Consider the following 23,998-nt stretch of genomic DNA (forward strand, 5'->3'; position numbering starts at 1 on the left):
GCCCTGTGGTTAGCCGCGCGAGCACCATATGCTCAAACGAGATGGTTTCAAGGACGGCCACACGCGGGTTTCCCGCCTGCACCGGGAGGGCTGGTCCGTTCCCCCTTGGTCAGATCTGGGGGATGGGCCGTGTGGCCGACAAGCTGGTTGACGGAAGGATGCTGCGCAGTATTGGCATGTCCTAGCGGTTGGACAGCTCTTTGAGCCGCTGCATGAACTTACCGACATGGGGATAGAACTCCTCGAACAGCGGGTCCTTTCTGTGGACGAGCATCACCTCGCCGAAGAGCTTCAGGCCCACGAGAAGAGCGGAGGACTCATCCGCATCGAATGGGAGCGAAGGTCTTGCTCGCTGCACGATGGCTGGAATGTCGTCGTGGTTCCTGGCCAGGAATGTGAAGGCCGGTGTCGCGACGGGACTGCCGTCTTGATCGGCGAGATGCTCGATGGTGATTCGGTAGGTGTGCTGCTTCATGATCTCAAGCATCGACAGCAAGGTGCGGACTGCCTGCATGCGGGTGGGGGAGTTTTGGCGTCTTGAGGGCGAAGGGAAGACCTCTGGGTCTTCCATGCAGCTCTCCGCGCGGACGCCATGGCGCCCGCGCGTTTTCGGATGTGCTGGGAGGTTCAGCGAAGAGGAATGCTCAGTGCTTGGGCGTCCGGCCTTCGAACGAGACGAGGCCGCCCAGCGGCTGGTAGTTCTCGCCATCGAAACGCATCAGTTGCAGAGTTTCGACTGGGTAGACGTCGGTATCACCCTTGGTGGTAAGCGTGATGCCCGGCAGCAGCATGCCGAGTTGGGCCTTGTTCATGTTGCGAGCCGCATCGAGCATGGCCTGGCGCGTGGGCTGCTTCATGGTCTCCAGTACATGCAGTAGCGCTTCCCCGGTGACGTAGCCGATCTGGCCCTGGGTGTCGGTCTTGTCGAAGCGCGGCTTGGCACTGGCATGATCGGCGAGGTAGCGGCGCACGCCGGCATCCGCGGCATAGGCGGGGGCGTCGACGGGCTTGACGAACTGGCTGGTGATCAGCCCCTTGGCATTGGCCAGGCCCGCGGGTTTGAGAGCAGCGACCGAAGAGGCAATGTAGGACAGCATGGTGGTGGGGTTCCAGCCGCTCTCGGCCGCCACGCGCACGGCCTGGGCACCCTGCCGGGGCGGTGCGATGATCACCAGCGTGTCGGCTCCAGATGCCTTGAGGTTGCTCATCTGCGTGTCGATCGTCGGATCCACTGGCGTGACGGGCTGCTCGGCGACAAGGCGCACGCGGGAGCCCTTGATCGCCTGCATGAAGCCGGCCTTGAAGGTCAGCCCGGTCTCGGTGTTGAGAAACAGCATCGCTACCTTGGCGTCAGGCTTGTTCGCCTTGAGGTGCTCCGCGAAGGCGGCGGCCTCGGTCGTGAATGAGGGCACCAGCCCGATCGTCCACGTAAGGCTTTCCGGCAGTTCCTGCACGCCCGAGTACATGAACAGGTTGGGCACCTTGTTCTGCTCGACGTAGCGGCCGATGGCCTGGTTGTTGGGTGTGCCGGAAATGCCGACCAGCGAGAACACTTCGCCTTGCTCGACCATCTTGCGCACGTTGGTCAGCGTGCGCTGTGGGTCGATGGCGTCATCCTGGACTACCAGTTCGATGGTGCGGGTCTTGCCGTCACCCATCTTGACGCCGCCGGCGGCGTTGGCCGCGGCCACGCGTACTTTGATGCCCTCGGACATCGCGCCTACCGCGGCCACGGGACCGGTCAAGGGTGCGGAGACGCCGATCTTGATGGTTGTGTCGGTGATGCCGACGTTGGCGGCATACGCGCTGACGCAGGACAGGCTGGTTGCGGCAATCGCTGCCATAAAAGTCAGGTGGCGCATCATCGAGGTATTTGTCATGGGTTTGTCTCCTATTTGACAATGGTTGTGGGAATCGATGTCCCAGGGTGGGGTGAGCGATAACGGGAAGCAGCGCTTCGCAGCGCGCAGCCCCAGGTAGTGAAGAGGCCGACCAGGCCGTCGCGGGCCAGCAGCATCATGACGATCAGGCAGGCGCCATAGACGAGTCCGCCGAGTGCTGGACTGAATTCGGCAGTCCACTCTGGCACAAAGACGACAAACAATGCGCCCAGCAAAGCCCCGCTGACACTGGCGATGCCGCCGACGATGGCGCCGATCAGGATTTCGATGGACTTGGCGGCGAGGAATGACTGAGGGCTGACATAGGCGTTGAGCATCGCGAACATCGAGCCGCCGAGTCCGGCGAAGCCGGCGCTGACGGCGAAGGCCGACAGCCTCGCCTTGGTAAGCTGAACGCCCAGTGATTGAGCGATCAGTGGATCATCCCGCATCGCGCGCAGCGTACGGCCGGTGTCGCCGTGCAGTATCCGCCGGATCAGTGCCACGCAGACCGCCGCGCACAGCAGTGACAGCCAGTACAGCCACACGTCCCTGCCGACCGGCAACCATGACGGCGGCGCAGGCGCCTCGAAGCTGATGCCGGTGACGCCATGGGTCAGCTTGTCGAACTTGAGAATCAACTGGGGCACCACGGCGGCAATGCCAAAGGTCACGATGGCCAGTTGCAGCCCGCCCAGTCGCAGCGCCGGCAGTCCGACGACGACGCCCATTGCCGCCGTCACGACCGCAGCAATGGGCAGGGTCATGATCGGATCAAAGCCTGCCTTGGTCACCAGGATGGCTGTCGTGTAGGCCCCGCAGGCGAAGAAGGCGCCCTGGGCCAGGCACACCTGGCCGCCATAGCCCAGCAGCAGGTTGAGGCCCAGGATAGCCATGGCATAAGCCAGGGCCAGGCTGACCTGCAGCAGCAGGAACTTGGGCAGCAGCAGCGGCAGCGCGGCCGCCACCACCAACAATGCAATCAGCGCAAGCGCCGACTTGAGATCAAGATTTTTGGAGTTCATACCCGGACAACCATTTTTTGACCGAACAGGCCGGTCGGACGAAACAAGAGCACAATGAGCGTGACGGCAATCGGGATCACTAGTCGCAGCTCCGCGCCGATGAATGTCAGGAAAGTAGCGCCGACACTCTCCACCACGCCGATCAGCAGGCCACCGACGACCGCGCCGACGGCGCTATCCCACCCCCCGAGCGTGGCCGAGGCCAGCGCGTAGATGAGCACTGGCGCCATCATGATCGGACTGAGAAACAGGCGTGGCGCGACCAGTGCGGCCGCGACGAAGCCCACTACCGCCGCCAGGCCCCAGCCGAACATGAGCATGGTTTCGACGCGAATGCCCACCAGCACGCTCTTGTCGCGATCCGCTGCGGAAGCACGCATGGCAAGACCCAAGCGCGTGAAGCGGAATAGCGCACCCAACAGCACGGCAATGACGCACAGCACGCCGGCCACGCCCACCGCATTGGCGGTCAGGCGCACTCCGGCCAGCGTCCAACCGCCATCCGCAAAGATGCTGGGAAAGGTTTGCTGATCGGAACCCCACAGCCATAAGCAAAGCGCATCGAAGACCAGGAATAGGCCCAGCGTCACGACAACGACGGTTTCGACCGGTGCGCGGGATACCGGCCGTACAATCGTCCTGAACACGACGACCCCGAGCACGAAGGCAATAATGGCGGCGCCCAAAAAGGCCAGCCACAGGGGGGCGCCCCACTCATGCAGCTGCCAGGCCACATAGGTGCAAAACGTGGCCATCTCTCCTTGTCCGAAATTGACAATGTGAGTGGCACGGTAAATAAGCACAAGCGCCAGGGCCAATGCGCCGTAGATGGCGCCTGCAGCCAGGCCGTCGATGATTTGTTGGACAAGCAACTGCATGTCATGCTCCCAGGTAAGAACGCTGAATCGACGGGGAGGCGAGCAGCTCCTCGGCCGTCCCTTGTGTGGTGATTGCGCCGACTTCCATCACATAGGCCCGGTGCGCGATGCGCAGCGTCAGGTCTGCGTTCTGCTCGACGATGAGCAAGGTGGTTCGCTCCTCCTCGTTGATGCGCCGAAAGATGTTGAACATCTCCTGCGTGATGGCTGGCGCAAGGCCGAGCGAGGGCTCGTCGCACATGAGCAGCCGCGGGCGCGACATGAGCGCGCGGGCGATTGCCAGCATCTGTTGTTCGCCGCCGCTGAGTGTGCCGGCGGGCTGCCGCCTACGTTCGCGCAGACGCGGAAAAACGTCAAACCAGCGCGCGATGTCGCTGGCAATCTGGCGACGGGATTTCACCGTGTAGGCGCCCAGCTCGAGGTTCTCCTCGACGCTGAAGTTGATGAACGTGCCCCGTCCTTGCGGCACTTGGGCCAGTCCCATCTCCACGCGTTTGGCCGGGTGCAGGTCGATCAGATCGACGCCATCGCAGAGGATGCGGCCCTGCGCCGGAATGACACCCGACAGCGCGCGCAGAGTGGTTGTCTTGCCCGCGCCGTTGGCGCCCAGCAGCGCGACGATTTCCCCGGGCTCCACCGAGATGGACACCTGATGCAAGACCTTGGTCAGGCCGTAGCCCGCATTGAGTCCTTGAACCGCGAGCAAACTCATGCTGGTCTCCCGAGATAGGCCGCCACCACCGCCGGATGTGATCTCACCTCGGCTGGCGTGCCCTGAGTCAAATTTTTTCCCAGATGCAGCACGACCAGGCGGCTGCACAAATTCATGACCAATCCCATGTGGTGCTCGACCAGAAGCACTGCCAGGTTATGGGTCTGACGAATGCGTTGGATCAACTCCCCGAACTCCGTCACTTCGCCATGGGTCAGGCCGCCCGCCGGCTCGTCGAGCAACAGCAGGCGAGGGCGTGCAGCGAGTGCGCGCGCGATCTCCACGCGCTTGAGCGCCGGATAAGGCAAGGAAGCCGCCGGGGCGTCGGCGACACGCTCCAGGCCGAGGTCGGCCAGAATGGAGCGACACCAATCGGACAACTCACGCTCAGACCGTTCGCTGTAGGTCGGCCGTAACCAGGCGCGAAGCACCGACTGGCCGCATGTATGGTGCGCCCCCAACATCACGTTTTCCAGCACGGTCATACGGCCATACACACCCAGGTTTTGGAAGGTGCGCGCGACGCCTGCCGCGATGATCCGGTGCGTCGGCAGCATGTCAATGCGCCGCCCCTCGAACTTGACGCTGCCCGCGCTCGCGTCGTACATGCGGGTGATGCAGTTGAACAGCGTCGTCTTGCCAGCACCGTTGGGACCGATCAGGCCACAGATCTCTCCGGCTCGTACCTCCAGATTGACGTTAGTGAGGGCCTGCACGCCCCCAAAGCGAACGCTAAGGTTCTCGACTTCCAGCAATGGTGGCGGGCTGGCAGTTGCTCCGCCCTGTAGATGCACCATCTTGTCTCCATTTAAATTTGTAATGTTCGGCCTCGACAAAGAAAGTGGAGCCCCGCGTATTGACAGCAGTTCTACAACTGTTGATACCATACGGTATCTGAAAACCAATTTGAATGTCAAGTGGGTTTTCACCGATCCGCCAGGCTCCTATTTGGAGCCAGGTTTTTCATCCATTGAAACCCCAGGACTTCACAGGCCAGCCACGCCCTAACGCGTAAGCGCAGGTGCCGAAATACGCACTGTTCTGGAAAGCTCCTTCGGGCCTGGCTCTTCAGCATCTCAGCAAGGGCACGGTAGCGTCCCAGGGTGTAGGGCACCGCGCCACCGCCATACGGGATGAGCAGACTCGCCCCGGTTTCAAGGTGGATGCCATGGGCGGTGTCTCCTGATTGAGTAAATCCGCTTTCGGGTGCTTGCAGTATTTTCAGATACCATATAGTATCTGCAAACCGATGCGCATGTCTCGGCGGTTGCTTGGCAACAAACGCAAGTTCGCTTTTTTTGCCGCAGGCCAGTTATGAATCACCCTACTCGTAGCGCCTAGCTCAGTGCGGTGCCCATCTCAAAATTTTCAGGAGACACCCATGGATTCCATTAAACGGTCCGCCTTCTTCATCGAACCCGCCGGCTACCCGCGCCCACTCGAGGTCGTCGGTGTGCGCATTACGGTCCTCGCCTCGGCCAAGAAGACGGGCGCATACGAAGTCCTCCTGCAGGACGGCGTGGAAGGCAGTGGTCCGCCGCCGCACCATCACCCGTGGGACGAGTCGTTCTATGTAACGCGCGGCGAAATCGCTTTCAAGTTCGGCACCGGCGATCAGGAGCAGCGGGTTCTCGCCCGAGCCGGGACGCTCGTGCACACGCCGGCGGGCACTGTTCACTCGTTCCGTTTCGGCGAAGGCGGAGGTCAGTTGATCAATGTGGGTAGCCGCGACGCACTCGAGTCGATGTTCGAGCATATTGATCGAGAGATCTCGCCCGCCTCACCTGACCTCAAACGTCTAGTGGCCGTCTCGGCCGAGCATCAATCGACGATCCTGGTTCCGGGTCAATAGGCCGTATGTTCGAGCACGCGAGTTCGCGCGCCACATCCAGGTCGGCATGGTCGGCATCAACGTGCCGATCCCCGTGCCCATGGCCTGGCACGGCTTCGGCGGCTGGAAGAAGGGCCTGTTCGGCGACATGCACGCCTACGGCGAGGAAGGCGTGCGCTTCTACACCAAGCAGAAGTCGGTCATGCAGCGCTGGCCCGAGAGCATTGGCAAGGGCGCCGAGTTCGTGATGCCTACGGCCAAGTAAGAATGCGCCCGCCGATATCCACGACACAACGACGAGACATACCATGAATGCATTTGCAACTGTACAAGTGAGTCGCGGCAGAACTCTCAAGCACGTCCTTGCAAGCGTTTGCTGCGCGCTCTTCGGAGTCGGCTTCGCTGGAAGCGCACTCGCGCAGACGCCCTATCCAAGCAAGCCGATTCGGCTGATCGTCCCGTTCTCTCCTGGAGGAGGGGTTGACCTGATTGCCCGCCTGGTTGGTCAAAAGTTGGGAGAACGCTTGGGGCAATCGATCATTATCGACAACAGAGCAGGCGCAAGCACGATCATCGGTACGGATGCTGTCGCCAAAGCCGCACCTGACGGCTATACGCTGTTGATGGCAAGTACGTCTCATACGGCCAACATCAGTCTCTTCAAGAAGCTGCCATTCGATATTCACCGGGACCTGATACCCGTCAGCCTCGTGGCGAACTCTCCGGCGATTCTCGTGGTCAATCCTGCCGTCCCTGCAAAGTCTCTGACTGAGTTCATTCGGTATGCCAAGAGCAAGCCGGGTGCCCTAGGCTACGCGTCGTTCGGCAAAGGGTCATCGCCTCACTTGGTGACGGAACTATTCCAGGACATCAGCGGCACAAAGTTTCTGCATGTCCCGTACAAGGGAGGCGGACCCGCCGTGCTGTCCACCATGGCAGGTGAGACCAGCATGGTTATTCCGAGCATTGTGCCGGTGCTTACGAATCTGAAAGACGGGAAGCTGAGGGCATTGGCCGTCGCATCCAGGCAGCGTCTCCCTTTGTTGCCCAACGTTCCAACCTTCCGCGAACAAGGCGTGTCGCTGGAGACAGGTACCTGGTTCGGAGTGCTTGCGCCCGCCGGGACGCCTCCCGAAGTGGTTCGCAAGTTGAACCACGAGATCGCCACGCTGCTAAGCCACAAAGACGTTCAGCAAAAGCTCATGGCTGAGGGGGCGGAATCAGTCGGCGGGACGCCACAGGAGTTCGGAGCATTCCTCAAAGCAGAGACGGAGCGCTGGAAGCGCGTCGTGCAGCAAGCCGACATTCAAGCTGAATGAGTAGTTCATCGGTATGCTTCCGGCAAAGGCATCTTGAAAGAGGCGAAGCAGTGGCCGACAATGGTGTCCACCAAGCACATAGGTGGACACCATGGATTCCAAGCCAGTTATGCGCCGCCGGCACGGCGACGATCTGAAGGCGCAGGTTCTGCGCGAATGCAACGAACCAAGAACCCGGGGGCGGCGATGAAGGAAGACAGTGGCTCGATGCGGACAAGCATTCAAGGACGGAGCATGCAATCCCCGAGCCTGGCGACCCATCACGGAACCGAGTTGATCGTTTTCAGCACGCTTTCTCCCAGGGAAGCACTGCGCCACCTGATCCCTGCGTACGAACGAGACTCTGGGCGCGCGGTGCGGATTTCCTACGAGGCAGGCTCCGTGCTGGGCAAGCAGCTGACGACGGAGACCGCCGCAGACCTTTTCATTGGCCCGGCGACACTGACGAACGAGCTTGTGGAATGCGGTGTGCTGGATGGGACCAGCACGCAGAGTCTCGCCCGTTCCGTGACAGCCTTGGCCATTCCCGCCGGCGAGACTAAGCCCGATACGGGGACGTTGGACCAGGTCAGGTCATTTCTGGTGCAGGTCGCCACTTTCTCCTTGAGCCATGGTCCGAGCGGCACCAGCTTCACGCGGCTGCTGGAGTCCTTCGGCATCGCCGATGCGGTCGCGGCCAAGTCCGTGATGCCGCAACCCGGCGAGACGGTGGGCGAGGTGATCGCGCGAGGAGCGGCGAAGGCTGGCGTCTCGCAGATCAGCGAGCTTCTGCCGGTCGCAGGGATCCAGATCCTTGCCTTGCCCGCGCAACTGCAGCAAGGCATTCCCTATTTCGCGACTGCTTTCTGCAAATCCAGACACCCTGCGCAAGTGGCCGAGCTCGTCGCGGATCTACGCTCCGAAAAGTATGCGCCGGTCTGGCGCGAGAACGGACTGGAGCCGTCCAGCGCGGTGTGACGGCGATACGAGGGACTTCCGAGGCCCGCTCACGCTTGCCTCGCCGACGGAAGTTCACCAGAACATCCGTCGGCGAGGATTAGTGCCTTCCCGGCTGTCTCAGGCGTTCGCGGGCAGGTCCGCAACGCCGAGCCCCTCGTCGATCAGGCGGCACTTGCGCTCTTCGGCGGCGTGCTTCTTCAGCGCGAGTTCCAGCACTTCCCGAGCGCGCTCGCGTGGAACGAAGCAGATGCCGGTGTCGTCAGCCAGCACGATGTCGCCTGGAGAGACCCGGATGCCTCCGATGTTCACGTCGCCGTTGATCTCCACCGTCTCGATGCGACATTTGCCGGTGACAGGCGTGATTTCCGTCGCCCAGAGAGGATAGGAGACACTGCGGGAGTGCGCCACATCGCGGATGCCGCCACTGACGACGGCACCCGCCTCGCCCTGACGCTTGCCGGTTTGCGCCGAGATCCCGCCCATATTCGACACGCCCGAGACACCGTCGATCACGACCACGTCGCCAGGCAGGGCCAGGTTGTGTGCTTCGAATTCGGCCATCCGATTGACCTTGGCGCGCGCTGCCTCGTAAGGGTGCTGGCGCAGCGCGATGTTCCGCACGGTCAATGCCGGGCCCACCATTCGTGCGCCCGGCATCGTGGGGGCGAAGCGACTCGCGGGAAGCGCTCCGGTGATGCCGAGTTCGTCCATGATGTCCGACAGAATGCCACTGGCGTCGCCCAGCGAGCGAAACCCCTCGATGAGGACGGGATCCGGCCGGGGAACTTCCATCAGACGAATGCGCTCGCGCGCGATTTTGCCGGTAAGTTTGCGTTCAGTCATTTGGGTTGGTCTCGATAAGTTGAAGAGTGTGTGTTCCGCACGGTGTCGTGCGATGTGGATTGGGCGTTTTCAGCGGCCGGAGATTTGAAGATCGCTGTTGAGAACAACGCTAGGCGGACGTGGGCATAGCGAAATCGGCTCCGGCCGCGCGTCCCTGGGGCCAGCGCTGCATGATCGACTTCTGGCGGGTGTAGAAGCGCACGCCCTCCTCGCCGTAGACGTGGCAATCGCCGAACAGGCTCTTCTTCCAGCCGCCGAAGCCATGCCATGCCATGGGCACCGGGAGCGGCACGTTGATGCCGACCATCCCGACTTCGATCCGACGCGAGAACTCACGTGCCGAATTGCCGTCTCGCGTGAAGAGGCACACGCCGTTGCCGTATTCGTGGGAGTTGACGAGCTGGATCGCTTCACTGAGGTCCGCAGCACGCATGCAGCCCAGCACCGGTCCGAAGATTTCGTCCTTGTAGATGCTCATGTCGGGCTTCACTTGGTCGAACAACGTGCCGCCCATCCAGAACCCGTGTTCGCACCCGGCGCCCGCCGCACTGCCCTTGAACGTGCGGCCGTCGATGAGGAGGCGAGCACCCTCCTGCTCGCCACGGTCGATGTAGCCGACGATCCGCTCGAGCGCCGTGCTGCTCACGATCGGACCCATGTCCGCGTGGGGGTCCGTGCCCTCGCGCACTTTCAGCGCGCGCGTCTTTTCCTGGAGCAGCGGCATGATGCGCTCGGCGGCGTCGCCGACGAGGACGCCAACGGACACCGCCATGCAGCGTTCGCCGGCGGAACCATATGCGGCACCAATGAGTGCATCGGCGGCCTGTTCCATATCCGCATCTGGCAGGACAACCATGTGGTTCTTGGCGCCGCCGAGCGCCTGCACGCGCTTTCCGTGCCGCGCCCCCGTCTCGTAAATCTTCTGCGCGATCGTCGTAGAACCGACAAAAGAGATCGCTTTCACATCGGGATGCTCAAGCAGGGCATCGACCGCGACCTTGTCACCCTGGACTACGTTGAAAACGCCAGGCGGCAAGCCGGCTTCCTTCAGGAGACGGGCGATGATCAGCGAAGGCGTCGGATCGAGCGGACTCGGCTTCAGGATAAAGGTGTTGCCCGCCGCGATTGCAACAGGGAACATCCACATCGGGACCATCACCGGAAAGTTGAAGGGTGTGATGCCGGCGACGACGCCGAGAGGCTGCCGCACCGTCCAGTTGTCGATACCTGTCGAGACCTGCTCGGTGTGATCGCCCTTGAGCAGATTCGGGATGCCGCAGGCGAACTCGACGACCTCGATGCCCCGCGTCACTTCTCCCTGTGCATCCGAGAACACCTTGCCGTGCTCGCGGGTGATCGCACGCGCCAGTTCGTCGCGCTCGCGATTGAGCAGTTCGAGAAAACGGAAGAGAACCCGCGCCCGGCGGATCGGCGGCGTCTCTGCCCATTTCGGAAAAGCCGCTGCCGCATTGCGCACGGCCTCATCCACGACTTGAGGCGTCGCCATCGCCGCTTCGGCCAGGACCGCGCCGGTGGCGGGGTTGAAGACGCTGGAGGCGGCGCTTCCCTCGGGAAAGTACGCTTCACCGCCGATCCAGTGGCCGATGCGGGCAAGTTGTCCGGTTGCCTTCGAAAGCGTGCCCGTGTTCATGCCGCTCCTCCCGAGGTGGTGCGCTCGACTACGGTCGCATCCGCCGAGCCCCGGATCTTTTCGATGGCGGCAAGGCAGTCTCCCTTGTTGTAGTACTTCTCGACGCTGACGGCCATCTTGCGTCGGTCTTCGCCATAAAGGGTCCAGCACCAGAGATTGGAGCTTTCTTCGCGGTAATACATGTATTGCATGGTGTTTGTCCTAAAGGTTTTCAGCGCGGCGTTTCGGCTTGGGCGGTTTCGCGCATGGAAGGCCGCTGGTTAAATTTGTCGAACCACTTGGCCAACTTGGGCGCCAGGTTGCGCCAGTCGTCCTCGGGGAAACGGAAATCGGAAGTTGCGCAGGCGCACGCCACGGCGATCTGGCCGAGATCGGGCTCCGAGCGGAAGGTGTGGACGATGTTCTCCAGGTACGCGTAGCTGCGGTCCTGTCGGTCCATCATCTTGCGCACGTAGTTCAGGGAGAACTCCTGCGGGTTTGGCGAGCCCTCGCGCTTGCGCAGCATTTCGGCCCGGCGGAACACCTGCGGCTCCATGAGGCCGTTACTCGCGATGGAGACGAGCGACAGGATTTCCCAGCGCTCTCGGCCGGAGCGGGGACAAAGGCGGAAGTCGCCCAAGTCGTCATTCAGGTACTCGCAGATCGTCGACGAGTCGGACAGCCTCAGCCCATCCTCGGTGACCAAAGCGGGGATGCGCGCGATCGGCGAGGCGTCAAGGAATTCGGGCGCGTAGGGCGTGGTGTCGGTGCCCCAGTTGTGCGGCCACGTGGTTGGGATGTACTCGAAGCGATCCTCGAGGCCGAGTTCCTTGATGGTGACCTTGCATTTGCGGACGAAGTGGGATGCGGGAGTGATGAATAGTTTGATCATGGTGTGCGGGACTCGCGGCCCCAGAAGTAGAAGCGCAATGCGGTTTCGGAAAGCGCGCGTCGGGTGCCCGCGTCGGGCACAGCCGTCATGAAGGCGTCGATCGCGTCCTGGTAGGTGTAGCCTTCGTGAGCCGCGACGAAGGGCCAATCGGTGCCCCACATGAGGCGCTCGGGCCCGGCCGCGGAGAGGAGTGTCTGCGTGAGCGCGGTGCCGCTCGCGCCGAGCCGGTGCCAGGCAGCGAGCTTCACCCAGGTGCGCTGGTTGTCAATGGCGCGCAAGGCAGCCTGGAACCCGGGACATTTCGTGCCCAACGCGGGGTCGGGGAAGCCGAAGTGGTCGATGACGAGCTTCACCCCGCTCTTCTGGATCGCTTCGACCAGCGGGCCGAGCCGCTCGCCGCCCAGCAGCAGCTGCACGTGCATGTCAAGGTCCGCGAGCCGCACGAGGAACTTGCGGTACTCCGGGGAGGTGACGTCCGGCAGTTGTTCGCGCTGGAACCATACCCAGCGCACGCCCACGACGCCGTTGTCCGCCATTTCCCGCAGGATGTAGGGCTCCGTGTCGGGAGAGGCGATCACGGTTCCGCGCAGTCGCGGGTGGTCGCGCAGCGCGTCGAGCGTGTAGGTGTTGTAGTCGCCGTACATGCTGGCGGCGGCAATGACACCGAACGGGATGTGGTGCGCGTCGAGCGTGGCGAGGTAGTCCTCGACGCGCGCCTCCCGGACGGGCGTTCGCCACGCGTCCGCCGCCAGCGGCATGCGCTGCGTGAAGATGTGCGCGTGGGTATCGACGATGGGCAATTCGCCCAACTGTGCTGCGGCAGCCATGGTCAGTTGCCCTCGAGTTTGATGTTGGTTTCCCTCAGCACGCCGCGGTACAGCGCGATCTGGTTGTTCCAGAACTCGTCGAAGTCGCGGATGCTGGCGCCAACGCCCTCGGCGCCGAACTCGCGCAGCTTCTGCGAGAGCTGCGGAGTCGCGATGGCCTTGTGCATGGCGGCGTGAATCCGGTCGACGACCGGTCTGGGGGTGTTCGCGGGTGCGAAGACGCCGGTCCAGAACGGCATGTCGAAGCCCGGGTACAGCTCGGCGAGCGCCGGCACGTCCGGCAGTTGCGGCGCGCGCTTCAGGGTGGTGACGGCGAGAGGACGCACGCGGCCGGTCTTGATATTTCCCGACTGTGGCGGAAGCCCGTCGAAGAGCACGTGCACGCGGCCGGCCAGCAGGTCGGGCATCACGGCGCCGGTGCCTTTGTAGGGCACGTGCAGCAGATCGATGCCTGCGCGCTTCTTGAGCCATTCGGCGGCAAGGTGGGTGCCGGTGCCGGTCCCGGCGGAGCCGAAGCTGTACTTGCCGGGGTTCTTCTTGGCGAGCTCGATGAACTCGCGGATGTTCTTCGCGGGGACTTCCGGATTCACCACCATCACCAGGGGAAAGCGGGCCGCATAGCTCACCGCCTGGAAGCTCTTTACCGGATCGAACTGCAGATTGCTCAGCGATGCAGCGTTCACCGCGGCTGTCGTCGCCTGAAAGATCAGCGTGTACCCGTCAGCAGCAGCGCGGGCAACCGTCGCCGATGCGATCGTGCCGCCGCCGCCGCCCATGTTCTCGACGACGACCTGCTGGCCCAACTGCTCGGACATGGCTTGCGCGAACATGCGCGCGAGCAGGTCAATGCCGCCGCCCGCGGCGGATGGGACCAGCATCCGGATGGGCTTGGTGGGGAAGTTGTCCTGCGCCAGCGCGGGCAGGGCCGCGGAGGCGAGCGCGATGGAAAAGTGGCGACGCTTCATGACAGTACCGCCTTGAAAACGCGCAGCGCGTTGTCGCGTGCGATCTCCTGCACCTGTGCGGCAGAGAAGCCTGCCGGTTGCAGAGACTCAAGGAACTCCTGCTGCTGCGCGAGCGATTCCACCGGGAAGCGCCACGGCCAAGTGCCGTAGATGTCGGGCCGGCGCATGAATTCCTGGTAGCGCTCCGGCGGCTGGTCCGTGATGAAGTCCGTCCCGATGGCCACGTGCTCCACGCCAATTCGCTGGGCGATGTGCACGACATGCTTCGCGACATCGGCCGGCGTCGGCCTCGCGCTGCCGGGCAGGGTGACAATGGGCGGCAGGTAGCAGACGCCGATGACGCCGCCATTTGTTTTCAGCCGGTCGAGCAGTGCGTCCGACCGGTTGCGGGAGTTGGGGCACACGGTGTACGAATTCGCGTGGGTCACCGCGACCGGATGGCGCGACGCGTCCATGACTTCGATGCCGCTGCGATCTCCGGTGTGTGAGAGGTCCATGATGATGCCCAGATCGTTGAGCGTCGCCACCAGTTCGCGGCCGAGCGAGGAGAGCCCGCCGTCCTGCGGTTCTCCGCAGCCATCGGCATACAGGTTCCGGATGTTGTGCGCGATCTGGATGCAGCGCACGCCCGCGCAGTGGAAAATTTCCAGGATGCCCAGGTCATGCTCCACGCCAGGCACGTTCTGGTATCCGATCAGGACCCCGACCTTGCGTTGCTCGCGCGCCCGCTGGAAGTCGTCGAAGCGCTCGATCACATGCACGACATCGTGCAATGTCGCGAGGTGTTTGCGATACGCCGCCAGCTCGCGCAGCGACTGCCGCAGGTCGGGCAAGGGGTTTATGCCGCGGTAATTGTTGATCGTGATGAGGATGGCCTCCACCCCGTGGGTAAGGCACTGCTCCGCGTACTCGCGGGTGAGCCGCGAGCCGTTGAGCAGGTCGAAGATCTTGAACATGAAACCTCTTTCCTTTGACATGAAAGATCCACTTAGTGGACCTCGTTTGGGAGAAGGTGATCTTCGGCGTTGTGTCAGTCATTGGCAACAACGTTCTTAAATGTTCCGGATATTGGACCATTCGCCCGTGAGCAACGCTCAGCGGCGGGACACCACAGTGCGTGTGCTGCCGTGACGCGCCCTGCTGCTCGCCGCCACCACGCGCTGCTCGATGCTGTTGGCGTGCATCTTCAGGATCTTCAGGATTTCGGGAATGCGCCGGGCGGTCATGCGGTCACTGATGGCCGCCGTACCAATGGCGGCAATGGTGCGGCCTTCGCCGTCGCCGATCGTGATGGCGAGTCCTCGCACGCCCTTCACCATGAAGCCGTCGCTCAACGCATAACCTGCCTTGCGGGCCGCCGCGACGGCTTCGCGCACCTGCTTCACGCCGGTGTTCGGGTAATTCGCCAGCTGACTCGCTATTGCATCGAGCACCACCTCCGCGGCATCCGGCTGCAAGGCGGCCAACAGCGCAATCCCCGTGGCGCCGACGCCGAGAGGACGACGGGCTCCCACTTCCACTGTGAATGCCTTGACCGGGTATGAACCCGTCTGGCGGTCGATGACCACCGCTTCGTTGCCGCTGCGGATCGCAAGGTAGCTCGTATCTCCGGTCTTGGTGGCCACTGAGGTCACGTCTTCTGTGGTCAGGTCCTTGAGGTCGTACACGGTGCGTCCGGCGGACCAGCCGAGCACCGCCAGTTCGTTGCCGAGCCGGTAGCGGCGGGTGTCTTCCACCTGTTCGACAAAGCCCTCCCCCTTCAGCGTGTCCAGGATCCGGTGCACGGTGGGTTTGGTGAGGCCGGTGTCACGCTGCAGGTCCGCCAGTCGGCTGCCGTCATGGCCGGCCGAGGCCAGCAGCCGCATGAGGTTGATGGCGCGTTCGAGGGTTTGGGTGGTCATGGTAAAGGTCCATTATTCGGAACATTGGATCGCCAGTTTGCCAGAGGACAGGCATCTCGTCTAGAGTTCACGTCTAACGATGTTCCGTATTCTGGAAGGTGCGCAAGAAATGAAGTTTTTCTCCATGTACATTGACGGCGCCTGGCGCGAGCCGGAGGGCGGCGAGTGGCTGGACTCGCTGGACCCCTCGACGGGCGAGGCCTGGGCGCGGATTCCGCGCGGGCGCGCGGCGGATGCCATGCGCGCAGCGGAGGCAGCGCATCTCGCGTTCACGCAAGGCCCGTGGTCGCGGATGCGCCCGACGGCGCGCGGTGCGCTTCTGCGCAAGCTCGCGGACCTGCTCGCGCGCGATGCACACGTGCTGGCCGAACTCGACGTCCGCGACAACGGCAAGCCCATCGCCGAGCTGCGCAAACAGTTCGGCTACCTGCCGGAGCATTGGCATTACTACGCAGGCCTCGCGGACAAGGTGGAGTCGCACGTGATTCCGGTCGACCGCCCCGGTGTTCTCAATTTCACGCGATTCGAACCCGTGGGGGTGGTGCTGGCGATCACGCCATGGAACTCCCCGCTGCCCATCGCCTCATGGAAGATCGCTCCCGCGCTGGCCGCCGGATGCACGGTGATTCTGAAGCCCTCGGAGCATGCATCGGCTTCGACGCTGCATTTCTGCTCCTTGGTGGAGGAGGCTGGTTTCCCCCCCGGTGTGCTGAACGTCGTGACAGGCTACGGCGCTGAAGTCGCGGCTCCGCTGGTCGAGGACCCGCGTGTCGCCAAGATCACCTTCACGGGTGGTGAAGCGGGAGGGCGCGCGGTTTATGAACTCGCGGCGAAGCACCTCAAGCCCGTATTACTGGAGTTGGGTGGCAAATCGCCAGTGGTCGTGTTCGATGATGCCGACCTGGCGAAGGCGGTACCCGCCACGCTCGCTGGTATCTATTCTTCGTCAGGACAATCGTGCGTTGCGGGATCGCGGCTGCTGCTGCAGCGAGGCATCCACGACGAATTCATGCGGCGCCTGCTCGAAGCGGCGCAGCGCATCGAAGTCGGCGCCCCGCAACTCGATGGAACGACAATGGGCCCGATCAGCACACGGGCGCAGTACGACGCCGTGCGCAGGCGCATTGAGGAGGCTCGCGCGGACGGTGCGAAGCAACTCCTGGGCACCGAAGCGCTGCCGCGCGGCTACGAGAAGGGATGGTACGTCCCGCCCACCGTTTTCGCGGATGTTGAACCCGACATGCGGCTCTGGAAGGAAGAGGTGTTTGGCCCGGTCCTGGCGGTCACCGCTTTCGATTCCGAGGAGGAGGCGGTTCGGCTGGCGAACGATAGTGAATATGGCCTCGCCGCCGGCGTCTGGACGCAGGACATCTCGCGCGGCCTGCGCATGTCAGAAGCCATCCAGGCCGGGACGGTCTGGATCAACGCGTACCGCGGCGTGAGCAGCATGACGCCGCTGGGCGGCTACAAGAAATCCGGCTTCGGCCGAGAGAACGGGAGCGAGGCGATGCGCGAGTACCTTCAAGTCAAGAGTGTCTGGGTGGAGTTCCAATGAACAGCCTCACGATGGGGGCACCCGACATGCAACTACAGGGGGCGGGAATCATCGCTGCGATCAAGGCAGCGGCCATCACGCACGTGGTGTCGGTGCCGGACCTGACCACATCCGAAGGCGTGCTGTGGCCGCTCTCGCGTGACCGCGACCTGCGTCTCGTGCGGGTCTCGCGTGAGGAGGAGGGTGTCGGCATCTGCGCCGGACTGGCGGCAGCCGGTGTGCGAGGCGTCATGCTGATCCAGTACACGGGCTTCCTCGCGTCCATGAACGCGATCCGCGCGATCGCGATGGAGTACCGGCAGCCTATCTGCATGCTGGTGGGGCTGCTGTTCGCCGATTCCCCCGAGGATCCCGAGCAATCCGCCAACTACGGCGTGAACCGCATGCTGCCGCTGCTGCGGACCCTGGGAATGCAGCACCTCGTGGTGTCCAGCGATGCCGACGTGGCGCAAATCGCGCCGGCGCTCGAGACCGCCTTCCGCGAGAGCACGCCCCTGTGCATCCTCATTTCCCGCTATCCGAGTGCCTGACATGAAACGCGACGCCTGCTTCCGCATCTTGGCCGATCTGCTGCCCGACGACATCGTTGTGTCGACGTACACCTCCGCCTTCGAGTTCACGGCCATCCGGCCGCACCCTCTCAACTACGTCAGCATCGGGGCGATGGGGCTGGCCTCGTCGCATGGACTAGGTCTCGCCCTCGCGATGCCCGAGCGCCGCATCGTGGTGCTTGACGGCGACGGCAGCCTGCTCATGAACCTGGGCACCCTCGTCACGGTCGCCTCCGCGGCGCCGCGGCGGTTTGTCCACTTCGTCTGCCGCAATGGAAGCTACGAGGCGAACGGGGGGCACCCCCTCCCGGGACGGGCCACGATCGACTTCGCGGGCTTTGCGCGTTCGGCAGGCTATGCGCAAGCACACTCCTTTTCCGACATCGAGACGTTCCGCCAGTCGGCGCCGGCGCTGCTGGACGCGCAGGGTCCGGTTTTCGTCGAGCTCCACCTAGAGCCCGGCGACACCGCGCCGGTCGCGGACTACGGTTACATCCATGGCGAGGAAGCGCGCGCGGGCTTTGCCGCCGCCCTTCGGCGCTGAGTCCCCATTCCAACCTGTGTTCGACCACCATGAAAAGACGCGGCTTTTTCTCTGATGCTGGCCGCTGCGGCCGCCGGCCAGCTGGCCTACGCACAGGCCTCGTTTCCCACCAAGCCAATCCGCCTGATCGTCCCGTTCGCTGTCGGCGGCGGAATCGACCTGCTGGCGCGGATGGGCAGATCCGCCGGGGCCAGATTCACCGTAATTCTTTTATTCGCAGGAAACTCGAGTCCGGTGTTCTGTATGGCTGAACGCACCCGATGGCGGCTGCTCCCGTCAATGAAATAGGTGCCAGTTAGCCGACAAACAGCCCGCAGTTCTGAGTGACCGGTCTGGAGCAAGCAGTTTGGATTGCTCTACTTCCGCCTTCAGTCTGATCCTGACATCGAGCGAGACACTTGCCCATATACAGTTCGCCAGAAGCGGCCATTGACCCATCCCGACGACCGGCGTCTCGGAAGTCAAATGGCGCACAGCTATAGCACCTGGGATGCGTTGAAAATGCATCCCGAAATGGCGACATTTCTGCGTTGGGTTGCCAGCAAACCGCCAGCGTTTTACGCGAACTCGCGGCGTCCGAACCGGCGGCGTTGAGGGGTTCACGCCAAAAAAGACTTTTAAAGATTATTTAGGTCTATATCCCAATAAAGACGGGAACTATTAGCTATTGTTTTAATAGCAAAATCATGGAGCAAACGGCACCTCGTGCGAGCGGGCGCTGAACACCGGGTCCAGGGGACAGGCAGCCCATGGTCAGCCGTTGCGCCATAGCCCAAGGCATGGGCTCTTGGGGGCCAAGCGGTCAAGCAGGTCCATTCCTTGTCTCCCGTTCAGGCGGCCGACGTCGGGGCCGCTGCGCCGCAAGCGCCACCGCCGAAAACGGGAGGCGCCGTCACGATCGAGGTCAGGGCGGGCTCGACGGGGCGCAGGCGGTCGAGCGCGGGACGCGGCCGCCGCAGCTCATCGGACTTGGCAAAGGCCTGCTCCAGGGCCGCGGCGACGCCAAGCACCTGGTGGTCCGCGCGGAAGCGGCCGATCAGCTGCAGCCCGAACGGCATGCCGGCGTGATCGAGTCCGCAAGGCAGGCTGAGGGCCGGCAAGGTGGTCAGCGTGACCACATAGGTCAGCGCCAGCCAGCGGTAGTAATTGCTTTGTGCCTGGCCATCGACCGTGTCGGCATACAGCGTGGTCCAGGGGAAAGGCGACACCGGCGTGGTCGGCGCGAGGATCAGGTCGCAGCCGGCCATTGCAGCATGGAAGCGCGCGAGGATGCGCGTTTGTTCTGCCTGCGCCCAGGCACTGTCAAGCAGACTCATCGCGGCACCGATCTCGAAATTGGCCCGCGTGTTGGGGCCGAGACTCGCGGGGTCGCGTTCATAGGCGTCTCGCGTGCCAGCGACAAAAGCCTCGGCGCGCAGCACGTCGAAACAGCGGTGCACATCGCCCAGCTCGAACTTCACCTCGTCGCAACTGCGGAACAGGTGTTTCATCGAAGCGATCTTGCGGCGAAAGGTCCCGCGGATCGAGGCATCGACGTCGCAGGCACCGAAGTCCTCGGTCCAGCCCACACGCAGGGCCCCGAGGTCCACCGCCGGCGGATCCAGGAAACCGGCCGGATCCACCGGGTAGCTGAGCGGGTCGCCCACTGATGGGCCGGCCGATGCCGCCAGTTGCAGGCAGGCGTCGGCGACGCTGCGCCCCATCGGCCCGACCACCGAGATCGGCGTCCAGCCGAGCAGCTTGCGCGAGCTCGGCACCAGGCCTGGCGAGGGCCGAAAACCCACCACACCGCACAAGGCCGCCGGAATGCGCAGCGAACCACCGGTATCGGAGCCCGTGCACACCGGAAGCATGTCGCAGGCCAGCGCCGCGGCCGAACCACCCGATGAGCCACCTGCGTTGAGTCTCGGGTCGAAGGGGTTGCCGGTGGCGCCCCAGACCGCGTTACGTGTGTTCGCGCCGGCGCCCAGCTCGGGCACGTTGGTCTTTCCGACCACGATTGCACCGGCTGCGCGCAACCGCGCCACGAGCACGTTGTCGGCCACGGGCAGGTGGTCGCGGTACAGCGGCGAGCCAAGGGTGGTGAGCAGGCCCTCCGTCGCCTCCAGGTCTTTCACGCCCATCGGCAGGCCGTGCAGCAGGCCCAGCGGGCGGCCCTCGAGCACGGTGCGTTCGGCGGCCCTGGCTTCGCTGCGTGCGCGCTCGAAGCAGGTGGCCGTGACGGCGTTGACGAAGGGGTTCACCGCCTCGATGCGCGCGATGCAGGCTTCGAGCAGCTCGACCGGCGAAATCTGCCTGGCCTCGATCAGCCGCCTCAATTCGACGGCGGACAGGACGACCAGGCTGTCATCGGTTGCCCTATTCATTCCTCATTCCGCCCGGATGTTCGCGCGCTGCGCCACGGCGCGCATGCGCGGCAGCTCGTCTTCGATCCGCGCCGCCACCGCGGCAGCGGGCTCGTACGCGGGCTGCAGCCCGTTGGCAATGAGTTTGTCGCGGATCTCCGCATCCGCCATGGTTTCGGCCAGTGCCTTTTGCAGCTTGGCCTTCGCATCGGCTGGCAGGCCGCGCGGCGCGACGACCGCCAGCCAGGAGTCGGCGGAAAAACCCGGGAAGCCGCTTTCCGCCACCGTCGGCACGTCGGGCAGCTGCGTGGCGCGCGTGGCGCCCGTGACGGCGATGGCCTTGACGTTGCCCGCCTTCAGATGAGGCAGCGACGCGGCCACGGTGTCAACCGTGAAAGGGATCTGGCCGCCGATCAGGTCGCTCATGGCCGGCGCGCTGCCCTTGTAGGGGACGTGCAGCAGCTTGATGCCGATGGCGCTCCACATCAGCTCACCCGCGAAATGGCCCGTCGTGCCGCTGCCAAACGAGCCATAGACGTACTTGTCCGGCGTGCCGCGCACGGCGGCTATCAGCTGCTTGAGGTTGCTGACCGGCACGTCGCGGTTGGCAATCAGGATCAGAGGGACGCGCGCGGCAAGGCCGATGGGCTCGAAGCTCCTGACCGGGTCATAGGGCAGCCTGGGGTTGAGCGCAGGGTTCACGGTGAAGGTGGAACCCGAGCTGATCAGCAGCGTGTAGCCATCGGCGGGTGCCTTAGCGACAAAGGCGGCGCCGATGACGGTGCCGGCACCGGCCTTGTTCTCGATCACCACAGGCTGGCCGAGGTGCTCGCCCAGCTTTTTGCCGACAAGCCGGCCGACGATGTCGGTCGCCCCACCCGGTGGAAAGGGAATGACCAGCTGGATCGGCTTCGACGGATAGCTTTGTGCGCGGGCGCCACTCCATGGCACCAGCCCGGCCAGGACTGCCGCGAAGATGGCGAGGCTTGTAGCCAGGTTTGCGAGTTTCAGTTTCATCATGTTGTCCACCGTTTCAATGGCAGCCCGAGGGCCGCGGTTGGCATGCGCGAAGGCCTCGCTGCAACAGCGAATCCTCGCTCCAGGATGAGCACGTCTCCTCAACGGCTTGTCAGCAGCGATGTGGGCTCAACACCCGCTGCCCGGAAACCATGCGGGCGCACGGCTCTCCGAGGCTCTCTCGATAATCAGATCGCAGATCGGTGTGATTCCCCTGCTGAGTCACTTCCTCGCACCTGGGCAGCGGTCAGCCGTTGCGGAACAGGAAGCTGTAGGCATTGAGCGCGGGCACGCCGCCCAGGTGGGCATACAGCACCCGCGAACCCTCGGGGAACTCGCCACGGCGCACCATGTCGATCATGCCGTGCATGGACTTGCCCTCGTAGACCGGGTCGGTCAGCATGCCCTCCTGCCGGGCACACAGGCGGATGGCTTCCAGCGTGCCTTCGTTCGGCAGGCCATACTCGGGCCCGCCGTAGCGGGTGTCGAGCACCACGTCTTTCGCGGTGATGTCGCGATCGAGTTCGACCAGCCTGGCGGTGTTCTGCGCGATGCGCAGGATTTGCGCCTTGGTCTGCGCGGGCTTGGCGGAGGCGTCTATGCCGATCACGCGGTCGGCACGGCCGTCGGCGGCAAAACCCACCACCATGCCGGCCTGCGTGCTGCCGGTGACCGAGCAGACCACGATGTAGTCGAACCTGAAGCCGAGTTCAGCTTCCTGCGCCCGCACTTCTTCGGCAAAGCCGACAAAGCCCAGGCCGCCATAAGGATGTTCGGAGCAGCCGGCCGGAATGGGGAAGGGCTTGCCGCCGGCTTTGCGCACGTCGTCCATGGCCTGCTCCCAGCTCGGACGGATGCCGATGTCAAAACCGGCCGCATCCAGTCGCACGTCGGCGCCCAGGATGCGTGACATCTCGATGTTGCCGACGCGGTCGTACACGGCGTCGGAATAGTTCACCCAGTTCTCCTGCACCAACACGCACTTCATGCCCAGGTGCGCGGCCACGGCTGCGACCTGGCGCGTCTGGTTGGACTGGATGCCGCCGATGGAGACCAGCGTGTCGCAGCCTTGCGCCAGCGCCTCGGGAATCAGGTACTCCAGCTTGCGGGTTTTGTTGCCGCCAAAGGCCAGGCCGCTGTTGCAGTCCTCGCGCTTGGCGTACAGCTCGACCTTGCCGCCCAGGTGGGCGCTCAGGCGCTTGAGCGGCTGGATGGGCGTGGGGCCGAAGGTTAGCGAATGTCTGGGAAACTTTTTGAGGTTGAGCGTGAGTTCCATGGTCGTGGCTCCGGTGAAAGCCCCCATTGCGTGGACTGTGATGGCCGCAAATGGAGGGCATGGTTGGCTGAAATGTCTTGCGCAGTCGTGAATAAATCGTAGCCAAGAGCACCAGAAATTAATTGCAAACTTTCAAAATTAAACATTCTTTTAAAATCTATTTTTCCATTCACTAGGAAATTCATTTCGATTTTTATAAAATTAACGCAATATTTAACCAATACACCTATGGAAATCACCCTCGACCGGATTGACCGCAAATTGCTGAAGCTGTTGCAGCAGGACGCGTCCCTGCCCAACATAGACCTGGCCGAAAAAACCAACCTCAGCCCACCCGCGTGCTCGCGCCGCATTGCCAAGCTCAAGGAGCTGGGGTTGATCCGAAAAACCGTGGCGCTGGTGAACCCGCGTGCGCTGGGCTACAACGGCCTGGTCATCATCGGCGTGGTGCTGGACCGCTCGACCACCGACTCCTTTGCCGCCTTTGAGAAAGCCGTTGCCGGCCTGACGGGCTGCCTGGAAGTGCAACTGGTGACCGGCGAATTTGATTACTTCGTCAAGCTGCGCATCCAGAGCATCGACTCTTTCAACGAACTGCATGCGGCGCAGCTGATAGGTCTGCCGGGCGTGAGGCAGATTCGCACGTTTGTGTGTTTGAAAGAAGTGTTCGAGACTACGGCGATTCCTGTTTAGTTTCGAAATTGGGTGTTGATGGCTATTGAATGGCTATTGAACTGATAGCGACTACTGGTGCTGTGTTGATGCTGTGGGCCTTCACGATCAGGCCGGGACTCGCCCCGGCGGGCGACTTACTTTTCTTTGCTTCGCTGTATGGACAGGAGACATGGGAAACAGGTGTTCGGAGACATAGGAAACACTTTGCCCGGTTAGTTGGAATCGAGGATGGTGTTCATGTTGATGCGCATGAAGTGATGATGGCAGAAGAAAGCATCGAAGCAACCATCGGCCCGGGGATCTGCCCTGAACGCGATGGGCAGTCGGTGCAGCGCAGTGGAGACCCTGAGCTTGACACCCTGAAACGCGACAGCACCATTCCAGCCCACGACC

General features: G+C 63.3%; 25 protein-coding genes and 2 pseudogenes. 9 read left to right on the plus strand and 18 right to left on the minus strand.

Translation table 11 applies throughout. From position 1 onward, the window contains the following. Positions 1-181: 181 nt before the first annotated feature. The 6 genes from AC1DUR_RS20580 to AC1DUR_RS20605 all read right to left on the minus strand — a co-directional run bounded on the left by AC1DUR_RS20580 (position 182) and on the right by AC1DUR_RS20605 (position 5,292). Positions 182-571, minus strand: a complete 390-nt coding sequence (locus tag AC1DUR_RS20580; protein WP_477720497.1) for a DUF3861 domain-containing protein — start codon at positions 569-571, stop codon at positions 182-184. Between the two features lie 73 nt (positions 572-644). After that, a complete protein-coding gene (locus AC1DUR_RS20585; protein WP_477720498.1) occupies positions 645-1,880 on the minus strand; it encodes an ABC transporter substrate-binding protein in 1,236 nt (411 codons plus the stop codon). An 11-nt stretch (positions 1,881-1,891) separates the two neighbouring features. Then, positions 1,892-2,905: a branched-chain amino acid ABC transporter permease gene (locus tag AC1DUR_RS20590; RefSeq protein ID WP_477720499.1), complete on the minus strand. Its 1,014-nt coding sequence runs from the start codon at positions 2,903-2,905 to the stop codon at positions 1,892-1,894. Then, a complete protein-coding gene (locus AC1DUR_RS20595; protein ID WP_477720500.1) occupies positions 2,902-3,783 on the minus strand; it encodes a branched-chain amino acid ABC transporter permease in 882 nt (293 codons plus the stop codon). Before AC1DUR_RS20595 ends, AC1DUR_RS20590 begins: the two co-directional genes overlap by 4 nt. A gap of 1 nt (position 3,784) precedes the next feature. Continuing rightward, positions 3,785-4,495 (minus strand): ABC transporter ATP-binding protein, encoded by a 711-nt coding sequence (locus AC1DUR_RS20600; RefSeq protein WP_477720501.1) that lies wholly within the window; start codon positions 4,493-4,495, stop codon positions 3,785-3,787. Next, positions 4,492-5,292 carry an ABC transporter ATP-binding protein gene (locus AC1DUR_RS20605; RefSeq protein ID WP_477720502.1) on the minus strand — a complete coding sequence of 267 codons (801 nt, stop codon included), beginning with the start codon at positions 5,290-5,292 and terminating at the stop codon, positions 4,492-4,494. The genes AC1DUR_RS20600 and AC1DUR_RS20605 overlap by 4 nt, the downstream gene beginning before the upstream one ends. Positions 5,293-5,876: 584 nt before the next feature. Here AC1DUR_RS20605 and AC1DUR_RS20610 point away from each other — a divergent pair. The 4 genes and pseudogenes from AC1DUR_RS20610 to AC1DUR_RS20625 all read left to right on the plus strand — a co-directional run bounded on the left by AC1DUR_RS20610 (position 5,877) and on the right by AC1DUR_RS20625 (position 8,602). Continuing rightward, positions 5,877-6,347, plus strand: coding sequence for a cupin domain-containing protein (locus tag AC1DUR_RS20610; RefSeq protein WP_477720503.1), 471 nt, complete (start codon positions 5,877-5,879; stop codon positions 6,345-6,347). 13 nt (positions 6,348-6,360) lie between these two features. Beyond that, positions 6,361-6,591: pseudogene (locus AC1DUR_RS20615) on the plus strand (aldehyde dehydrogenase family protein); the annotation flags it as partial. A 43-nt stretch (positions 6,592-6,634) separates the two neighbouring features. Next, positions 6,635-7,645, plus strand: coding sequence for a tripartite tricarboxylate transporter substrate binding protein (locus AC1DUR_RS20620; protein WP_477720504.1), 1,011 nt, complete (start codon positions 6,635-6,637; stop codon positions 7,643-7,645). Positions 7,646-7,801: 156 nt separating this feature from the next. Beyond that, on the plus strand, positions 7,802-8,602 hold the full coding sequence (locus tag AC1DUR_RS20625; protein WP_477720505.1) for a substrate-binding domain-containing protein: 801 nt from the start codon (positions 7,802-7,804) through the stop codon (positions 8,600-8,602). Between the two features lie 99 nt (positions 8,603-8,701). On the opposite strand, the gene AC1DUR_RS20630 is transcribed toward AC1DUR_RS20625, so the two are convergent. From AC1DUR_RS20630 to AC1DUR_RS20665, 8 genes are all read right to left on the minus strand, one after another. Further along, positions 8,702-9,427: an RraA family protein gene (locus AC1DUR_RS20630; RefSeq protein ID WP_477722074.1), complete on the minus strand. Its 726-nt coding sequence runs from the start codon at positions 9,425-9,427 to the stop codon at positions 8,702-8,704. 109 nt (positions 9,428-9,536) lie between these two features. Further along, entirely contained in the window at positions 9,537-11,078 is a 1,542-nt protein-coding gene (locus AC1DUR_RS20635; RefSeq protein ID WP_477720507.1) for a CoA-acylating methylmalonate-semialdehyde dehydrogenase, read from the minus strand. Continuing rightward, entirely contained in the window at positions 11,075-11,269 is a 195-nt protein-coding gene (locus AC1DUR_RS20640; protein WP_477720508.1) for a DUF1508 domain-containing protein, read from the minus strand. Before AC1DUR_RS20640 ends, AC1DUR_RS20635 begins: the two co-directional genes overlap by 4 nt. A gap of 20 nt (positions 11,270-11,289) precedes the next feature. Continuing rightward, a complete protein-coding gene (locus AC1DUR_RS20645) occupies positions 11,290-11,949 on the minus strand; it encodes a glutathione S-transferase family protein (RefSeq protein ID WP_477720509.1) in 660 nt (219 codons plus the stop codon). Further along, on the minus strand, positions 11,946-12,776 hold the full coding sequence (locus AC1DUR_RS20650; protein ID WP_477720510.1) for an amidohydrolase family protein: 831 nt from the start codon (positions 12,774-12,776) through the stop codon (positions 11,946-11,948). The genes AC1DUR_RS20645 and AC1DUR_RS20650 overlap by 4 nt, the downstream gene beginning before the upstream one ends. A 2-nt stretch (positions 12,777-12,778) precedes the next feature. Then, positions 12,779-13,741 (minus strand): Bug family tripartite tricarboxylate transporter substrate binding protein, encoded by a 963-nt coding sequence (locus AC1DUR_RS20655; RefSeq protein WP_477720511.1) that lies wholly within the window; start codon positions 13,739-13,741, stop codon positions 12,779-12,781. Next, complete coding sequence (locus AC1DUR_RS20660; RefSeq protein WP_477720512.1) at positions 13,738-14,697, minus strand: dipeptidase; 960 nt, start codon at positions 14,695-14,697, stop codon at positions 13,738-13,740. The genes AC1DUR_RS20655 and AC1DUR_RS20660 overlap by 4 nt, the downstream gene beginning before the upstream one ends. 138 nt (positions 14,698-14,835) lie before the next feature. Continuing rightward, positions 14,836-15,642 carry an IclR family transcriptional regulator gene (locus AC1DUR_RS20665; protein WP_477720513.1) on the minus strand — a complete coding sequence of 269 codons (807 nt, stop codon included), beginning with the start codon at positions 15,640-15,642 and terminating at the stop codon, positions 14,836-14,838. A gap of 79 nt (positions 15,643-15,721) precedes the next feature. On the opposite strand from AC1DUR_RS20665, the gene AC1DUR_RS20670 reads away from it, so the two are divergent. Genes AC1DUR_RS20670 through AC1DUR_RS20680 form a run of 3 tightly spaced genes read left to right on the plus strand, consistent with a single transcriptional unit; the run spans position 15,722 to position 18,292 of the window. After that, complete coding sequence (locus tag AC1DUR_RS20670) at positions 15,722-17,197, plus strand: aldehyde dehydrogenase (RefSeq protein ID WP_477720514.1); 1,476 nt, start codon at positions 15,722-15,724, stop codon at positions 17,195-17,197. Then, a complete protein-coding gene (locus AC1DUR_RS20675; RefSeq protein ID WP_477720515.1) occupies positions 17,194-17,727 on the plus strand; it encodes a hypothetical protein in 534 nt (177 codons plus the stop codon). Before AC1DUR_RS20670 ends, AC1DUR_RS20675 begins: the two co-directional genes overlap by 4 nt. A 1-nt stretch (position 17,728) precedes the next feature. Continuing rightward, the gene (locus AC1DUR_RS20680; RefSeq protein ID WP_477720516.1) at positions 17,729-18,292 is read left to right on the plus strand and encodes a thiamine pyrophosphate-dependent enzyme; all 564 of its coding nucleotides are present in this window, start codon (positions 17,729-17,731) and stop codon (positions 18,290-18,292) included. 166 nt (positions 18,293-18,458) lie between these two features. Here the strand turns inward: AC1DUR_RS20680 and AC1DUR_RS20685 are convergent. From AC1DUR_RS20685 to AC1DUR_RS20700, 4 genes and pseudogenes are all read right to left on the minus strand, one after another. Then, a pseudogene (locus AC1DUR_RS20685) lies at positions 18,459-18,561 on the minus strand (magnesium chelatase domain-containing protein); the annotation flags it as partial. A 561-nt stretch (positions 18,562-19,122) separates the two neighbouring features. Next, positions 19,123-20,658: an amidase gene (locus tag AC1DUR_RS20690; protein ID WP_477720517.1), complete on the minus strand. Its 1,536-nt coding sequence runs from the start codon at positions 20,656-20,658 to the stop codon at positions 19,123-19,125. Positions 20,659-20,661: 3 nt separating this feature from the next. Next, on the minus strand, positions 20,662-21,654 hold the full coding sequence (locus AC1DUR_RS20695; RefSeq protein ID WP_477720518.1) for a Bug family tripartite tricarboxylate transporter substrate binding protein: 993 nt from the start codon (positions 21,652-21,654) through the stop codon (positions 20,662-20,664). Positions 21,655-21,901: 247 nt separating this feature from the next. After that, positions 21,902-22,930, minus strand: a complete 1,029-nt coding sequence (locus AC1DUR_RS20700; protein ID WP_477720519.1) for a 1-aminocyclopropane-1-carboxylate deaminase — start codon at positions 22,928-22,930, stop codon at positions 21,902-21,904. A gap of 228 nt (positions 22,931-23,158) precedes the next feature. Between AC1DUR_RS20700 and AC1DUR_RS20705 the strand changes: the two genes are divergently transcribed. Then, entirely contained in the window at positions 23,159-23,623 is a 465-nt protein-coding gene (locus tag AC1DUR_RS20705; RefSeq protein ID WP_011484717.1) for an Lrp/AsnC family transcriptional regulator, read from the plus strand. 29 nt (positions 23,624-23,652) lie between these two features. After that, a partial coding sequence (locus AC1DUR_RS20710; RefSeq protein WP_477722075.1) for a hypothetical protein occupies positions 23,653-23,998 on the plus strand: 346 nt, incomplete at its 3' end.

The sequence above is a fragment of the Polaromonas sp. P4_F4 genome (assembly GCF_056401355.1).

Bases quoted from the DNA above. Each gene is read 5' to 3' on its own strand.
- AC1DUR_RS20580 (WP_477720497.1), bottom strand. From the start codon at position 571: ATGGAAGACCCAGAGGTCTTCCCTTCGCCCTCAAGACGCCAAAACTCC.
- AC1DUR_RS20585 (WP_477720498.1), bottom strand. From the start codon at position 1,880: ATGACAAATACCTCGATGATGCGCCACCTGACTTTTATGGCAGCGATT.
- AC1DUR_RS20590 (WP_477720499.1), bottom strand. From the start codon at position 2,905: ATGAACTCCAAAAATCTTGATCTCAAGTCGGCGCTTGCGCTGATTGCA.
- AC1DUR_RS20595 (WP_477720500.1), bottom strand. From the start codon at position 3,783: ATGCAGTTGCTTGTCCAACAAATCATCGACGGCCTGGCTGCAGGCGCC.
- AC1DUR_RS20600 (WP_477720501.1), bottom strand. From the start codon at position 4,495: ATGAGTTTGCTCGCGGTTCAAGGACTCAATGCGGGCTACGGCCTGACC.
- AC1DUR_RS20605 (WP_477720502.1), bottom strand. From the start codon at position 5,292: ATGGTGCATCTACAGGGCGGAGCAACTGCCAGCCCGCCACCATTGCTG.
- AC1DUR_RS20610 (WP_477720503.1), top strand. From the start codon at position 5,877: ATGGATTCCATTAAACGGTCCGCCTTCTTCATCGAACCCGCCGGCTAC.
- AC1DUR_RS20620 (WP_477720504.1), top strand. From the start codon at position 6,635: ATGAATGCATTTGCAACTGTACAAGTGAGTCGCGGCAGAACTCTCAAG.
- AC1DUR_RS20625 (WP_477720505.1), top strand. From the start codon at position 7,802: ATGCAACGAACCAAGAACCCGGGGGCGGCGATGAAGGAAGACAGTGGC.
- AC1DUR_RS20630 (WP_477722074.1), bottom strand. From the start codon at position 9,427: ATGACTGAACGCAAACTTACCGGCAAAATCGCGCGCGAGCGCATTCGT.
- AC1DUR_RS20635 (WP_477720507.1), bottom strand. From the start codon at position 11,078: ATGAACACGGGCACGCTTTCGAAGGCAACCGGACAACTTGCCCGCATC.
- AC1DUR_RS20640 (WP_477720508.1), bottom strand. From the start codon at position 11,269: ATGCAATACATGTATTACCGCGAAGAAAGCTCCAATCTCTGGTGCTGG.
- AC1DUR_RS20645 (WP_477720509.1), bottom strand. From the start codon at position 11,949: ATGATCAAACTATTCATCACTCCCGCATCCCACTTCGTCCGCAAATGC.
- AC1DUR_RS20650 (WP_477720510.1), bottom strand. From the start codon at position 12,776: ATGGCTGCCGCAGCACAGTTGGGCGAATTGCCCATCGTCGATACCCAC.
- AC1DUR_RS20655 (WP_477720511.1), bottom strand. From the start codon at position 13,741: ATGAAGCGTCGCCACTTTTCCATCGCGCTCGCCTCCGCGGCCCTGCCC.
- AC1DUR_RS20660 (WP_477720512.1), bottom strand. From the start codon at position 14,697: ATGTTCAAGATCTTCGACCTGCTCAACGGCTCGCGGCTCACCCGCGAG.
- AC1DUR_RS20665 (WP_477720513.1), bottom strand. From the start codon at position 15,642: ATGACCACCCAAACCCTCGAACGCGCCATCAACCTCATGCGGCTGCTG.
- AC1DUR_RS20670 (WP_477720514.1), top strand. From the start codon at position 15,722: ATGTTCCGTATTCTGGAAGGTGCGCAAGAAATGAAGTTTTTCTCCATG.
- AC1DUR_RS20675 (WP_477720515.1), top strand. From the start codon at position 17,194: ATGAACAGCCTCACGATGGGGGCACCCGACATGCAACTACAGGGGGCG.
- AC1DUR_RS20680 (WP_477720516.1), top strand. From the start codon at position 17,729: ATGAAACGCGACGCCTGCTTCCGCATCTTGGCCGATCTGCTGCCCGAC.
- AC1DUR_RS20690 (WP_477720517.1), bottom strand. From the start codon at position 20,658: ATGAATAGGGCAACCGATGACAGCCTGGTCGTCCTGTCCGCCGTCGAA.
- AC1DUR_RS20695 (WP_477720518.1), bottom strand. From the start codon at position 21,654: ATGAAACTGAAACTCGCAAACCTGGCTACAAGCCTCGCCATCTTCGCG.
- AC1DUR_RS20700 (WP_477720519.1), bottom strand. From the start codon at position 22,930: ATGGAACTCACGCTCAACCTCAAAAAGTTTCCCAGACATTCGCTAACC.
- AC1DUR_RS20705 (WP_011484717.1), top strand. From the start codon at position 23,159: ATGGAAATCACCCTCGACCGGATTGACCGCAAATTGCTGAAGCTGTTG.